Origin of the sequence: Pseudomonas sp. NPDC089406, from assembly GCF_044900265.1 — a bacterium.
Lineage (GTDB): Bacteria > Pseudomonadota > Gammaproteobacteria > Pseudomonadales > Pseudomonadaceae > Aquipseudomonas > Aquipseudomonas fakonensis.
Genome location: NZ_JBJDNC010000010.1, coordinates 75,476 through 88,012, shown reverse-complemented (window position 1 = coordinate 88,012; position 12,537 = coordinate 75,476). Strand labels below are relative to the sequence as shown.

Sequence of the window (12,537 nt, the reverse complement as noted above, 5' to 3'; positions counted from 1 at the left end):
GTAACGTTGCACTACCTCAGGCGCTAGCTTCAGGTGATTAATTGGTGACGTTTGTATAAGGCTGGGCGGGATCTACTAAGTATGGAAATTATCAAGTTCGCTGTGCAAGAAGATGGCTATCTGTTGGATAGCAGTGCCTATCCCGCCTACGTAGAAAGTGTCAAGGCGCAATTGCCTTTGCATATTTTTGAGTTCATGAGTGCTGAGTGGCATTACTCCCCGCGCGATCAACGATGTTTGCACGATGCAAAGCTTCAACGGATGGTGGTGGATGAGCATGACGACGGTGAGGCGTTTTCTTGCGGGCTGACGCTCTACTTGCTGGGCGCCTATGGCAACCCGCTCGAGCTGCGTTACATCGGCGTCACACGCTACGCGTTACAGAAAAGAAAGACAGTCTGGCCCGCAGGGCAAGCCACCCATGGTGACTTGCTTATTGATGAAATGCTGCTGCTGGAGGAAGGCGTCTTTCATCACGAAATAATTTTTGAAGATGCCACGTTAGAAGTGACGTTCAGAGACTTTTCATTCAGCTTCGTCTGACGGGCTTTGATCCAACGCGGAGTGGTCAATGGAAAGACTTATCGAATGGCAAGCAGGCGATCTCGGCAATGGCTGCGTATTCAGATTTGCGGCGCAGTGGCCGTATGAAGCCGTTGTCGATCTGCTGCTGGTCAGCATGCCGGATGATTTCTCCCAGTTTGGTCTTGTGGTCACTACCGGTCACAAGGCAGGTCTGCTGCTGGTACGTTTGCCCAGGGAATGCGAGTCGGCACAGTCAGTGGGGGTGCGGCATGAATGGCTGGTCAGCAACTGGAGCACCTGGGTTTATCCAGAAAGTGACGTTGTCGATGTGTGGTTGTTACGTCACTACTCGGTGCCTGTCTTGGCCGATTTGCCTGGAGGCTCCTAGGCTTTGTACGAAAAGTGCCTGCGCGACGATCATGCTGCGTTGAAAACAGGCTCGGAATGCTCATTTACAACCCGTAAACTCCGCTTCCTCGCCTGTTTTCGCCTTGCCTGATCGCCGCTCGGCGACTTTTCGTACAAACCCTAATGAGGGGCAGCATCGATAGGCATGCGATCAACTAGCGTGATGGCCGCGTGAGGCGCTGATATGAAGCAGGTGTATTTCGTCCACAGGGATGCCGGAGCGTTCGAGCGCCAGAGTGATGGTGTCGAGTTTTGCGTGATTCCCGAACTGCATGACGAGAAGATTTACTTCTACTGCCAGGAATATGCTGTTTTCTGGCGGGTGATTGATGAGGTCGGGGACTTTGCCAGCGCGTGCGGTTTTTCATTGAAGGGCGAAATCAGGCCGGCCTCGCTTGAGGAGGTAGCCCATGCCGGACTCCTTGCGTTTGTCGATACCGTCAAGGAATACGACTTGGTAAAGGGCCGCTTGAAGGCTATCAGCTATATCCACTTGAAGTAGCCCGAGCCCTGGCAATGCGCGGGTTTACCTGGGCTGTCGCCCAGATGGTTTCCAGAGGGTGTGATTCATGAGTGACGAGGGTGTCGGAGTGTTGACCAGGGAAGAGGCAAACGCCTTGATCAAGGCGCTCTTGTATTTGAAGTTCGACTGTCGTGAATCCGAGTCACTGCTCTATGCCGCCAGCCCGTTGATCAATACATCGCTGGACAAGCTTCTGGCGATGCATGGCAATGCCGATGACTGGGCCAAGGTATTTTCCGTATTGCCGGAAACCTACAAGCAGCTGATTGAGCAAAAAATCGAGTGTTCGGAGCGCGATAATGGCGGTGCCTATGATAACGACGTCAGGCGGCTGGTAACGCAGTACTGTCACCATCCATACGCGCCTTGAGGGAGTCCAATGGGGGAGGGTGAGCAAATGCTTCTGGCTTTCGAACACTACCTGACGTCTCTGGACGACCTGACGGTCGAGGTGTCGAAGCAGGGGAGCAACAGTATCGTTGCCGAGGTGGCTGACGAGCGATTCCTGGCTCGGTTCACGGTGTGGGAGCAGGGTAGTTTTGTGGCCGAGGTCATGGATTTGGAGAGTGAGCGCTTTGTGTTGGAGACGCGAGTCGAGTTTGATGATACCTCGCAGCTCAAGTCTGGCTTCGATGCGTTTCTCAACGCGATGGGTAGGCGTTGATAGGCGGCAGCTAGTTGAGGAGGAGAGAGTGGTGAGTAGAGCGTCGTTACCAGTAAAGGCCGGCCTATGAACAGGTTCAGGTTGGACAAAAAATATACCCCGTTCCTGTTCAAGGCAATCGAAGCGGTACGTGCGAGTGATCTGGTCAGCTCGGGCAAGTATGACGTGGAGAATTTCAACATCGCGTTCGAAGATGTACTGCACGAGCGCGACGGGGTGCAGTACTACACCGTCAGTTTCTATGCCGAGGAGGTCACGGCGCAGAACTGGATGACGGCAACCGCCGCCGAAATGGGTGGGGTACATGTGGACATCGATGCAGGCACCCGGCAAGTCGTCCGTGTATATGGGGATCGATGAGCGAGCCGTCAGATACCCCGCAGAATGAAGACGCGCTCATCGTGGGCCGAGATTCGTTGAGCGAAAGATTACTGATCAGCAAGGCGCGACGCTATGCCTCGACGCTGGAGGGCGTTGATGCCTATCAGGTTGTCTTGCTCGACGATGAAACGCTGGCATGGCAGCGGCTGGCTCTGGCGCGTATGCGCTCATTTGAAGATGTGGGCCTGCAGGCGCGCTTGGCACATCCCGTGGCGCCTGCTGCGTTGCAGCGCGCAATCATTGCGCTGACCGGGCTGACAGAGGCGTTTTCTGGTTGGGTGGTGTACGAAGGCGTGGTGGGCGTAGCGCTGCAAGGCAGTGATTTCGACTTGTTTCTGCAGCGTTACCTGGCCAGTCACTCGAGCTGCGATCTGTCACTTGCTATCGAGTCGCCCGAGGCCGTGCTGTGTGTGAACGACAACGAGCACGATGTGACGCTGCACTACCTCAGGGGTTAGCCATCGCACTTCAACGGAATGCAAGGAATCGCACATGAGTGATGTTACCCGGTTGCGTCGCGATCTCGGCCTGCCGCCCGGTGATCGATATACCCAGGACTGGGCGTACGAACTGCCGGAGCAATACCGCACCACGGCATGGCTGGAAAAGTACCTGGCGGCTTATTTGATGGGCGGCTATTCCCCGCAAGGGCAACATGAGTTGATGACCTTGGCGTTGGATGTCTGCAACGACCTGGTGTCTGCAGGGGGCAGCCCGGCGGATGAACCTTTGGTCAGGGTATTGAGCGCGCTGTTCGATGATGCCCTGGCAAATGGCGACCTCATTGCCTACTGGGCCATGGAAGGGGAGGTGCTGGAAGAATGCTTCGCCTTGACGCCTGAGATCAGGCGCTTGAAGGCGTGCAAAATGGGCGGTTGAGAGCAGCTTTCACAGTGGCCGGTGAGGGTCTCGAGGAGTTCGCCGAAAGCCTTTCAGCGTCTATCAGACTGAGCGCCGCCCGCGCGGCGCATCGCCGGCAAGCCGGCTCCTACATTTATTTCGGGCCAATTATGCCAATGAGGGTGCCCGCGCCTGCCCCCCACGATTGAACTGCGTCGTACAAACAAGGCGTACCCCGGTAACGGCACAAGACAGATTGGCCCGAAACAGATCTGCAGGAGATTACGCAGCCCTGCGGGCTGCGCTGTCGCGTAGAGAACTGGGCACGAACCCGCCGCGGCCCCTGTGGGAGCGGGCTTGCCCGCGAACACCGGCGAAGCCGGTGCCAGACACCGCGTCGCCTGCTTCGCGGTGGTTCGGCACCCCGACAAGCCCGCTCCCACAGGTTCCCGCTAAATCAATAAGTTATGTGCAGTTCTATGAGAGCCCACACGCCGCCTTGGCGCCGCGCTGTCGCGCAGGGAACTGCGGCCGCAAGCGCGCCCGCGCCCTCTGTAGGAGCCGGCTTGCCGGCGATAGGGCCGGCAGAGGCGAATGCTGGCACCGACTGTGCCGGTGATCGCCGGACAAGCCGGCTCCTACAGGATCGCGCGAAGCCCGAACCAAGCGCCGTACCTGTGGGAGCGGCTTTAGCCGCGAAGCAGGCGCCGCGTCAGATGGCACCGGCTTCGCCGGTGTTCGCGGCTAAAGCCGCTCCCACAGAATCTTCGTTAAATCAACGAGTTGTGATTTGTTCCATAGGAGCCGGCTTGCCGGCGATGCGCCGCGCGGGCGGCGCTCGGTTCTTCAGGCGCCAAAGCCCTTTCGTCAAATCTCTCAACGCTTGCCGAGAATCTTCCCGAGCATCTCCGGCCGTGGCGCACCTTGCTGGCTCTGCAACTGGCCATGCTCATCCTGGTAGAAGATCGCCGGTGTGGCGGCCAACCCCAGCTCCTCCATCAGGGCCAGGTTGGTATCGAGCTTCTTCTGCACCGCCTCCGGCACCTTGTCCAGCGCCTTGAGGGTGCTGGCCTTGCCGGCCTTTTCGTGCTCTTGCAAGGCCTTGGCCGGGTCTTTCGCGGCCAGTAGGGAGGCCGACTTGCCGGGGCTGTCCTCGCGGATGATGCCGACCATGATATGGCGCAGTTGCACCTTGCCCGACTCCACCCACGGCCGCGCCTGCTGCCAGAACATGTTGCAGTACGGGCAGTTGGGGTCGCTGAACAGGTAGACGATGCGCGGCGCGTCGGGCTTGCCGTCGGCGATCCAGGCGGTGTTTTCCATCTTCGCCCAGATGGCTTTGCTCATGGGGGCATACACCAGCTTTTGCAGGGGTTCTGCGCTCAGATCCTGGCCTTGTTCGTCGAACAGGCTGCCCACCAGCACGTGCTTGCCGTCGGGGGTGAGGTACAGGGCGATGCCGTTGTTCTGGTACTCGGCGGCGTAGCCGCGCAGGCCGTTGGGGGCATCGAAGCTGCCCTTGATCACCGCGCCCTTGGCCTCGAGTTGCTGGATGGCCTTGGGCAGGTCCTCGGCGTGCAGCAGGGGGCTTGCGAGCAGGGTGAAGGTGAGGGGCAGCAGGGCGGTCAGGCGCATGTCAGTTTCCTTGTGGCGCGGGGGCGTCGTTGGAGTCGAAGGGTTCCAGGGCGTGGCGCAGGCTGGCCCGCGACAGCTCGCCCAGGTGGCTGCCGACCAGGCGCCCGTCAGCGTTGTAGAACAGCGTGGTGGGCAGGGCCATGGAGCCGACCTTGCGGGCCAGCTCGCCACTGCCGTCGAACAGCACGTGGGACAGCATCAGGCCGGTGGTGGCCATGAAGGTGCTGACATTCTCCGGGGTTTCGCCCTGGTTGACGAACAGGAAGGTCACGTGGGGGTAGTCGTGCTGGGCCTGCTGCAGCACCGGCATTTCGCGCCGGCACGGCGGGCACCAGGTGGCCCAGATGTTGATGACCAGCGGCTTGCCGCGGTAGTCGTGCAGGGCCACGGCCTGGCCGCGGCTGTCGCGCAGGCTCAGTGGCGGCAGCTCCGTGCCCTTGCTGTACAGGTGGCTGGCAAAGCTGCCCAGTACCCAGAACAACGCGCCGCTGCACAGCGCCCAGCCCAGCGGGCGGCGCAGGCCGGGGCGGCGCCAGCCTTGCCAGAGGGTGCCGAGCACCACGCCGAACAGGCCGCCCCAGAGCAAAAAACCGCCGTCGCGAATGTCGATGACCTGCAACAGGTCGTCGCGGTACATCGGCCAGTAGGCCAGCACGAAACCCAGGCGGGCGAACAGCAGGCCGAGCAGGAACAAGTTGAACAGCGCCGACTCGGGGTTTTCACCGCCACGCTTGGCCACGCGCCAGCCCACCAGGCTGGCGATGCCCAGCGCTGCCAGCAGCAGCAGGTGGTTCAGGGCCATGGTCAAGGGCCCGAGGGTGACGGTCAGCATCAGCCTTGGCTCCTGGTCTGCGCCCAGTGCTGCAGGAAGGCCGCAGCGTCGACTTCGCCGGTGATGCGCCGGGCGCGGCGTTCGTCGCCTTCGGGGCCGACCCACACCAGGCTGGGCGGGCCGGGGACCTGGTAGCGTTGCAGCAGCTCGCGGCTGGCCGGGGTGTCGGCGGTCACGTCCAGGCGCAGCAGGTGCACGCCTTCAAGGCTGGCCTGCACGTCGGGGCGGGCGAATACCTGCTTTTCCATGACCTTGCACGACACGCACCAGTCGGCGTAGTAGTCCACCAGCACCCACTGGCCGCGGGCCTTGGCGGCGTCCAGTTCACGTTGCAGGGCGGCGGGGGGGCTGACGGTGGTGAAGTTGTCGTGGCTGGCAGCGGGGGCGCTGCCAGCGGCTTTGGCGGTGAAGGGGTGCAGCGGTTGCCACAGGTCGTTGCCGCCGGCAGCAGCGCCCACCAGCAGCAGGCCGCCCCACAGCGCACCGAGTAGCGGCACGGCGCGCAGGGCCGGCAGGCGCTGCAGGGCCGGCCAGGCGGCCCAGCCCAGGGCGATCAGCCAGGCGCCGGCCAGGGCCAGCAGCAGCGGGGCGGGTAGCAGGTTGCGCACGGTGTACAGGGCCATGCCCAGGAACACGAAGCCGAATACGCCCTTGACCAGGTTCATCCAGGCGCCGGGGCGCGGCAGGTAGCGGTTGCCCAGGGTGACCAGCAACAGCAGCGGCACGCCCATGCCCAGCCCCAGGCTGAACAGCACCAGCGCGCCCTGCAGCACATCGCCGCTTTGGGCGATGAACAGCAGCGCGCCGGCCAGTGGCGCGGTCATGCACGGGCCCATCAACAGCCCCGACAGCGCGCCAAGCAATGCCGCGCCATACAGGTTGCCGCCACGGGCGCCGCGCCCGGCTCGGTCGAGGCGGTCGCGCAGGGCGCCGGGCAGTTGCAGCTCGAAGGCGCCGAACATCGGCAGCGCCAGCAGCACGAACAGCGCCGCCAGGCTGCCCAGCAACCAGGGTTGCTGCAGCCAGGCTTGCAGGCTGGCGCCCAGCAGTGCGGCGACCACCCCCAGGGCCGCGTACACCAGGGCCATGCTCAGCACGTACACCCCGGCCAGCACCCAGCCACGGCGGGCGCTGGCGCCGTTGCCCAGCACCAGCCCGGCAAGGATCGGCAGCATCGGTAGCGAGCAGGGGGTGAAGGCCAGCAGCAGGCCCAAACCGAAGAACGCCAGCAGGCTCCAGGCCAGGCTTGCGTGTTGCAGGTCGCTGGCCAGGGCCTGGTCGCCGGCCAGCGTTGCGTCTGCCGGCTGCGCGCCGCCCAGGGCGATGGCGGTGGTTTGCGGCGGGTAGCACAGGCCGGCGTCGGCGCAGCCCTGCCAGCCCAGGCGCAGCTCGCCGGTGGCGTTGGCCGGTATCAGCAGCTCGAGCTGCTGGCGGTAGACGGCGCTGTCGCCGAAGAATTCGTCGTGGTGGTTCTCGGCCTGTGGCAGTTGCGGGTGCTGCTCAGGGGGCAGGCCATCGAATTTCAGGCGCTTCTGGTAGAGGTAGTAGCCGTCCTTGATCTGGAAGTACAGGCGCATCTGGCCGTCCGGGAGGCGGTCGTGGCTCAGCACGAACGCGTCATTGACCGGCAAAAAGTCCGGTTTGACGGCAAAGGGGTTGGCCTGGAGCGGGCCGGCGAGCAGGAATGTCAGCAGGAGGAGGAAAACACGCATGTCGACGCCTTGGCAGAACTTGGAATGAGGGCATGCTGGCCGGGGGGTATTAACTCAAGGTTAACCGGCCTGCCTGGATGACTTGATCTTATCTCAAGGCTGCGCCTGGAGGCGTTTGTGCCTGCCGCAAGACAATGCCCAACCCACCCTGAAACGGTACATAATCCCCCCTTAATGCCCACCCTGTGCAATGCCAGCTTCCCCACCCCCGGAGACCCACCCCATGCACGTTCTGCTCTGCGAGGATGACGACCTGATCGCCAGCGGCATCTGCGCTGGCCTTTCGGCCCAGGGCCTGACCGTGGACCGGGTGGCCAGCGCCTCGCAGGCCCGGCAGATGCTCCAGGCCGCGCAGTTCGACGTGATGATCCTCGACCTCGGCCTGCCCGACGAAGACGGCCTGAAACTGCTGCGCCGCCTGCGCCAGCAAGGCGAGACCCTGCCGGTGCTGGTGCTCACCGCCCGCGATGCGGTCACCGACCGGGTCGACGGCTTGCAGGCCGGGGCTGACGACTACCTGCTCAAACCGTTCGACCTGCGCGAGCTGGCCGCGCGCCTGCACACCCTGCTGCGCCGGGTGGCCGGGCGTGCGGTGAACGTCATCGAGCATGGCCCGCTGATCTACGACCCCAGCAGCTGCGCCGCCACCCTGGCCGGCCAGCCGGTGGACTTGTCGCGGCGCGAGCAGGCACTGCTGCAGGCCTTGCTGCAGAACCCTGGCCGGGTGCTGTCCAGCGAGCAGCTCAAGGACTGCGTGTACGGCTTTAGCGACGAGGTCGAGAGCAACGCCCTCAACGTGCATATCCACCACCTGCGGCGCAAGCTCGGCAACGGTATCGTCGAGACCGTGCGTGGCCTGGGCTATCGCCTGGGGCCGGCGCAGGCGCCAGGGGAGGCTGCCTCATGAGCCTGCGGGTACGCCTGTCGCTGATCCTTGGCAGCGCCTTCATCGTCATCTGGGTGCTGGCGGCGGCGTGGATGCTGCGCGACCTGCGCCAGCAGATGATGTTTTCCCTCGACCAGCGCCTGGTGGCATCGGCGCGCATGGTCGCCGGGCTGGTCGACCAGTTGCCGCAACCGCTGGCAGCAAAGGGCGAGGATGCGCACTTCTCTGCCGACCAGCTCAGCGTGCCGGATGGCATGGCCTGCCAGGTCAGCTCGCTGCGTGGTGAAATCCTTGCCAGCAACCACAAGCACGACGGCGCCATGGACGACCAGCGCAGCGGCTTCCGTGACCAGACCATCGACGGTGCGTCGTGGCGTACCTTCACCTACAACCATGATGATGTGCGTATCACCACCGCCGACCGGCACATGGAGCGCGAGGCGCTGAACCAGTCGATTCTGCTGGCTGCCTCGGCGCCGGTGCTGATGGCGCTGCTCGGCAGCCTGGGGCTGTTGTGGATCGGCCTGGGCAAGGGCCTGGCGCCGCTCAACCGCATGCGTGACGCCCTGCGTCGCCGGCGCGCCGACAGCGTCGAGCCGTTGCAGGTGGGTAACCTGCCCAGCGAGCTGCAGCCGCTGCTCGATACGCAAAACCAGCTGTTCCTGCGCATTGCCCAGACCATCGAGCGCGAGCGGCGCCTGACCGATGACGCCGCCCACGAGCTGCGCAGCCCGCTGACCGCGATCAAGACCCACCTGCAGGTGGCGCGCATGACCGACGGCGCGGTGCGCGAGCAGGCCCTTGAGCATGCCGAACAGGGCACCGACCGCATGCACCGCACCTTGGAGCAGTTGCTGATGCTGGCGCGGGTGGAGGGCAGCCTGTCGTTCGATGACGGGGTGCAGTGCAGCGCCGAGCAGGTGGCGTTGCAGGCCATCCAGGATGCCGGTGGCGGCGACAACCGGCGCATCTTGCTGCACCTGCCGGACGAGGCGGCGCGAGTGTACCTGGGTATGCCGGCGCCCTTGGCGGTGGCGGCGCTGCGCAACCTGCTGGACAACGCCCTGCGCCATGGCGGCGATGCGGCGGTGGAGCTGGACGTGCAAGCCCTCGATGGCCAGGTGGACTTTGTGGTGCGCGACCATGGCCCGGGCATCCGCCAGGAAGACCTGGCGCACCTCACCGAACGCTTCTGGCGCAACAGCCAGAGCGGTGGCTGCGGCCTGGGCCTGGCCATCGTCCAGGCCATCGTCCAGCGCTGCGCTGGCAGCCTGCGTTTTGACAGCCAGGCCGATGGCTTGCGGGTGTGTCTGCAGGTGCCGGCACGCACTGCTGGCTGAAGTCTTCAGGCCTGTGCGATCCCTGTAGGAGCCGGCTTGCCGGCGATGAGGCCGGTAGCCCGAGTGATGCACCGCCTGGGCGGGCCCCATCGCCGGCAAGCCGGCTCCTACAGGGCAGCACAGGCCTGGGTGAACAAATCCCGCAACAAGCGCTAAATCCGCACCTCGCCCAAGCGTTTTTCAAGCGATAACAACCCGACACACATCCGGTTACAGGACGCGTGGCGGGCACATCCGCTTGCTTGCGAGGGTTTCTCCATGTCCACCGCGTCCAGCCTTGCCCGGGCCCTGCCGGCCAACGAGCCCCAGGCCCTGTACGAATTCGCCGACTCGCCGCTGCTGCTGCGCCAGCAGCAACAGGAGTCCAACGCCCGCAGCTACCCGCGGCGCATCCCGCTGGCGCTCAAGCGCGCCCGGGGCATCCATGTGGAAGATGTCGAAGGCCGCCAGTTCATCGACTGCCTGGCCGGCGCCGGCACCCTGGCCCTGGGGCACAACCACCCGGTGGTGGTCGAAGCCATCCAGCGCGTGCTGGCCGACGAGCTGCCGCTGCACACCCTGGACCTGACCACCCCGGTCAAGGACCAGTTCGTCCAGGACCTGTTCGCCCTGCTGCCCGAAGCGCTGCGTCGCGAGGCGAAGATCCAGTTTTGCGGCCCGACCGGCACCGACGCGGTGGAGGCGGCGCTCAAACTGGTGCGCACCGCCACCGGGCGCAGCACCGTACTGGCGTTCCAGGGCGGCTACCACGGTATGACCCAAGGCGCCCTGAGCCTGATGGGCAGCCTGGGCCCGAAGAAACCGCTGGGCGCACTGCTGAGCAGCGGCGTGCAGTTTTTGCCATACCCCTATGACTACCGTTGCCCGTTCGGGTTGGGCGGCGAGGCCGGCGTGCGCGCCAACCTGCATTACCTGGAAAACCTGCTGAACGACCCCGAGGCCGGTGTGGCGCTGCCGGCGGCGGTAATCGTCGAGGTGGTGCAGGGCGAGGGCGGTGTGATCCCGGCTGACATCGAGTGGCTGCGCGGCCTGCGCCGCATCACCGAGCAGGCCGGCGTGGCGTTGATCGTCGACGAGATCCAGAGCGGCTTTGCCCGTACCGGCAAGATGTTCGCCTTCGAGCACGCCGGCATCGTGCCGGACGTGGTGACCCTGTCCAAGGCCATCGGCGGCAGCCTGCCGTTGGCGGTGACGGTGTACCGCGACTGGCTCGACCAGTGGACGCCTGGCGCCCACGCCGGCACCTTCCGTGGCAACCAGATGGCCATGGCGGCGGGCTCGGCGGTGATGCAGTACCTGGTCGAGCACCGCCTGTGCGAGCACGCCGAAGCCATGGGCCAGCGCCTGCGTGGGCACCTGCAGACGCTGCAGCGCGACTACCCGCAACTGGGTGACATTCGCGGGCGCGGGCTGATGCTGGGTGTGGAACTGGTGGACCCGGCGGGCGAAGTGGACGCCCTGGGGCACCCGCTGGCCCACCGCAGCCTGGCGCCGAAGGTGCAGCGTGAGTGCCTGCGCCGTGGCTTGATTCTTGAGCTGGGCGGCCGGCATGGTGCGGTGGTGCGCTTCCTGCCGCCGCTGATCATCAGCGCCGAGCAGGTCGACGAAGTGGCCGGGCGCTTTGCCGAGGCGCTGCGGGCGGCGCTGGCGGGTTAACCTGCAGCAGCCCTATCGCCGGCAAGCCGGCTCCTACAGAAGATCACGTCCCTCTGTAGGAGCCGGCTTGCCGGCGATGCTTTTCGGGCCGGTCAATCAAAGGTGCGCCCCGCGCGCCAATACCCCATCAAGGTCAAACTCTCCCGCGCCAGCCCGCGCTCCTTGATCAGGTAGCGGCGAATATCCATCACCGTGCCCGACTCCCCGGCAATCCAGGCGTAGAAGTCGCCTTTCGCGTCACTGGCCAGCTCCCACAGGATGCGCTGGTCGATATCGATATCCTCCAGCTCCACAGACTTGGCCACCTGCACCCCAGGCAGGTTGGCCAGCTCGTGCACGGCATGGTGCATGCCTTGCCCGTGTTCGCAGCGCAGCAGGTCGCGGGGCAGCCAGTGCAGGCGGGTGGCGGGGCTGTGGCGCAGGGGCAGGCAGTCGCTCTCAAGCGGCACTTCGATGAACGCCTGCACCTCGCGCTGCGGCGCGTGGTCGGCCAGTTGTTCGAGAATGCCGGCGATTGCCGGCAGCGCGGTCTCGTCGCCCACCAGCAGGATGCGCTGGGCGCTGTGTGGCGGCTTCCACTCGTAGCCACCGGGGTCGCGGTGGTAAGCCAGGTTGGGGGCGACCATCTGCAGGCGGTCACCCACCTGGGCCGTGGTGGCCCAAGCCGAGGCCGGGCCGTTCACCCCGTGCAGGACGAAGTCGACGTCCACCTCCAGTGCTTCGCGGCGCAGGGCGCGAATGGTGTAGGTACGCATCGGTGGCGTGTGCTGGGGTGCCAGGTCGCGGCGCGCCTGCTGCCACTGGCCGTCCTTGGGCAGGTTGGGCGGCGTGCCGGCGGGGGTGGGGAAGAACAGCTTGATACGCTGGTCGGGCGCCAGGGTGGTCATCTGCGCGACGTCGGCACCGGTGAACACGTAGCGGCACAGCGAAGGGCTGAGGCGCTCGATGGCCTTGAGCTCGATGTCGAAGATGCTGTAGGCGGTGGCCTTGCTTGGGCGGATCAGGCGTGAAAGCAGGGAGGTCATGGGCTTGCCTCTGGCAGCGGGGGATACACAACAGACGAGTGCCTGGCCTGTTGAATTAGCCGGGCCGCGTGCGCGGTTAAATTTCCCCGCCCAGCGAACGTCCTAGCTTG

15 protein-coding genes are annotated in these 12,537 nt (G+C 64.7%); 11 read left to right on the top strand and 4 right to left on the bottom strand.

The window, feature by feature from the left end; genetic code table 11:
* Positions 1–81 precede the first annotated feature (81 nt).
* The 8 genes from ACI2KK_RS09690 (at position 82) to ACI2KK_RS09655 (ending at position 3,380) form a co-directional block, all read left to right on the top strand.
* Positions 82–543, top strand: a complete 462-nt coding sequence (locus tag ACI2KK_RS09690; RefSeq protein WP_404668770.1) for a hypothetical protein — start codon at positions 82–84, stop codon at positions 541–543.
* A gap of 28 nt (positions 544–571) precedes the next feature.
* Positions 572–913 (top strand): Imm45 family immunity protein, encoded by a 342-nt coding sequence (gene imm45, locus ACI2KK_RS09685; RefSeq protein WP_404668769.1) that lies wholly within the window; start codon positions 572–574, stop codon positions 911–913.
* Between the two features lie 204 nt (positions 914–1,117).
* On the top strand, positions 1,118–1,435 hold the full coding sequence (locus ACI2KK_RS09680) for a hypothetical protein (protein ID WP_404668768.1): 318 nt from the start codon (positions 1,118–1,120) through the stop codon (positions 1,433–1,435).
* 67 nt (positions 1,436–1,502) lie between these two features.
* Complete coding sequence (locus tag ACI2KK_RS09675; RefSeq protein WP_404668767.1) at positions 1,503–1,826, top strand: hypothetical protein; 324 nt, start codon at positions 1,503–1,505, stop codon at positions 1,824–1,826.
* A gap of 27 nt (positions 1,827–1,853) precedes the next feature.
* Positions 1,854–2,120 carry a hypothetical protein gene (locus ACI2KK_RS09670; protein ID WP_404668766.1) on the top strand — a complete coding sequence of 89 codons (267 nt, stop codon included), beginning with the start codon at positions 1,854–1,856 and terminating at the stop codon, positions 2,118–2,120.
* Between the two features lie 81 nt (positions 2,121–2,201).
* Entirely contained in the window at positions 2,202–2,480 is a 279-nt protein-coding gene (locus tag ACI2KK_RS09665; RefSeq protein ID WP_404668765.1) for a hypothetical protein, read from the top strand.
* Positions 2,477–2,959: a hypothetical protein gene (locus ACI2KK_RS09660; protein WP_404668764.1), complete on the top strand. Its 483-nt coding sequence runs from the start codon at positions 2,477–2,479 to the stop codon at positions 2,957–2,959. The genes ACI2KK_RS09665 and ACI2KK_RS09660 overlap by 4 nt, the downstream gene beginning before the upstream one ends.
* Positions 2,960–2,993: 34 nt before the next feature.
* A complete protein-coding gene (locus tag ACI2KK_RS09655; protein WP_404668763.1) occupies positions 2,994–3,380 on the top strand; it encodes a hypothetical protein in 387 nt (128 codons plus the stop codon).
* An 837-nt stretch (positions 3,381–4,217) separates the two neighbouring features.
* Here the strand turns inward: ACI2KK_RS09655 and dsbG are convergent.
* Genes dsbG through dsbD form a run of 3 tightly spaced genes read right to left on the bottom strand, consistent with a single transcriptional unit; the run spans position 4,218 to position 7,520 of the window.
* Positions 4,218–4,976, bottom strand: coding sequence for a thiol:disulfide interchange protein DsbG (gene dsbG, locus ACI2KK_RS09650; RefSeq protein ID WP_404668762.1), 759 nt, complete (start codon positions 4,974–4,976; stop codon positions 4,218–4,220).
* 1 nt (position 4,977) lies between these two features.
* Positions 4,978–5,808: a prolipoprotein diacylglyceryl transferase family protein gene (locus ACI2KK_RS09645; protein ID WP_404668761.1), complete on the bottom strand. Its 831-nt coding sequence runs from the start codon at positions 5,806–5,808 to the stop codon at positions 4,978–4,980.
* Entirely contained in the window at positions 5,808–7,520 is a 1,713-nt protein-coding gene (gene dsbD, locus ACI2KK_RS09640; protein WP_404668760.1) for a protein-disulfide reductase DsbD, read from the bottom strand. Before dsbD ends, ACI2KK_RS09645 begins: the two co-directional genes overlap by 1 nt.
* A 223-nt stretch (positions 7,521–7,743) precedes the next feature.
* Here dsbD and ACI2KK_RS09635 point away from each other — a divergent pair, with 223 nt between their 5' ends.
* From ACI2KK_RS09635 to ACI2KK_RS09625, 3 genes are all read left to right on the top strand, one after another.
* Positions 7,744–8,427 carry a response regulator gene (locus ACI2KK_RS09635; protein ID WP_404668759.1) on the top strand — a complete coding sequence of 228 codons (684 nt, stop codon included), beginning with the start codon at positions 7,744–7,746 and terminating at the stop codon, positions 8,425–8,427.
* A complete protein-coding gene (locus ACI2KK_RS09630) occupies positions 8,424–9,746 on the top strand; it encodes an ATP-binding protein (protein WP_404668758.1) in 1,323 nt (440 codons plus the stop codon). Before ACI2KK_RS09635 ends, ACI2KK_RS09630 begins: the two co-directional genes overlap by 4 nt.
* A gap of 258 nt (positions 9,747–10,004) precedes the next feature.
* Positions 10,005–11,402, top strand: a complete 1,398-nt coding sequence (locus ACI2KK_RS09625) for an aspartate aminotransferase family protein (protein WP_404668757.1) — start codon at positions 10,005–10,007, stop codon at positions 11,400–11,402.
* 92 nt (positions 11,403–11,494) lie between these two features.
* Here ACI2KK_RS09625 and ACI2KK_RS09620 read toward each other — a convergent pair whose 3' ends face one another.
* Positions 11,495–12,427, bottom strand: a complete 933-nt coding sequence (locus ACI2KK_RS09620) for a siderophore-interacting protein (RefSeq protein ID WP_404668756.1) — start codon at positions 12,425–12,427, stop codon at positions 11,495–11,497.
* Positions 12,428–12,537: the final 110 nt, after the last annotated feature.

Excerpts from the sequence above, each read along its gene's own strand:
- ACI2KK_RS09645 (WP_404668761.1), bottom strand. The coding sequence starts at position 5,808 with ATGCTGACCGTCACCCTCGGGCCCTTGACCATGGCCCTGAACCACCTG.
- ACI2KK_RS09630 (WP_404668758.1), top strand. The coding sequence starts at position 8,424 with ATGAGCCTGCGGGTACGCCTGTCGCTGATCCTTGGCAGCGCCTTCATC.
- ACI2KK_RS09680 (WP_404668768.1), top strand. The coding sequence starts at position 1,118 with ATGAAGCAGGTGTATTTCGTCCACAGGGATGCCGGAGCGTTCGAGCGC.
- ACI2KK_RS09660 (WP_404668764.1), top strand. The coding sequence starts at position 2,477 with ATGAGCGAGCCGTCAGATACCCCGCAGAATGAAGACGCGCTCATCGTG.
- ACI2KK_RS09655 (WP_404668763.1), top strand. The coding sequence starts at position 2,994 with ATGAGTGATGTTACCCGGTTGCGTCGCGATCTCGGCCTGCCGCCCGGT.
- ACI2KK_RS09690 (WP_404668770.1), top strand. The coding sequence starts at position 82 with ATGGAAATTATCAAGTTCGCTGTGCAAGAAGATGGCTATCTGTTGGAT.
- ACI2KK_RS09675 (WP_404668767.1), top strand. The coding sequence starts at position 1,503 with ATGAGTGACGAGGGTGTCGGAGTGTTGACCAGGGAAGAGGCAAACGCC.
- ACI2KK_RS09620 (WP_404668756.1), bottom strand. The coding sequence starts at position 12,427 with ATGACCTCCCTGCTTTCACGCCTGATCCGCCCAAGCAAGGCCACCGCC.
- ACI2KK_RS09635 (WP_404668759.1), top strand. The coding sequence starts at position 7,744 with ATGCACGTTCTGCTCTGCGAGGATGACGACCTGATCGCCAGCGGCATC.
- dsbD (WP_404668760.1), bottom strand. The coding sequence starts at position 7,520 with ATGCGTGTTTTCCTCCTCCTGCTGACATTCCTGCTCGCCGGCCCGCTC.
- imm45 (WP_404668769.1), top strand. The coding sequence starts at position 572 with ATGGAAAGACTTATCGAATGGCAAGCAGGCGATCTCGGCAATGGCTGC.
- dsbG (WP_404668762.1), bottom strand. The coding sequence starts at position 4,976 with ATGCGCCTGACCGCCCTGCTGCCCCTCACCTTCACCCTGCTCGCAAGC.
- ACI2KK_RS09625 (WP_404668757.1), top strand. The coding sequence starts at position 10,005 with ATGTCCACCGCGTCCAGCCTTGCCCGGGCCCTGCCGGCCAACGAGCCC.
- ACI2KK_RS09670 (WP_404668766.1), top strand. The coding sequence starts at position 1,854 with ATGCTTCTGGCTTTCGAACACTACCTGACGTCTCTGGACGACCTGACG.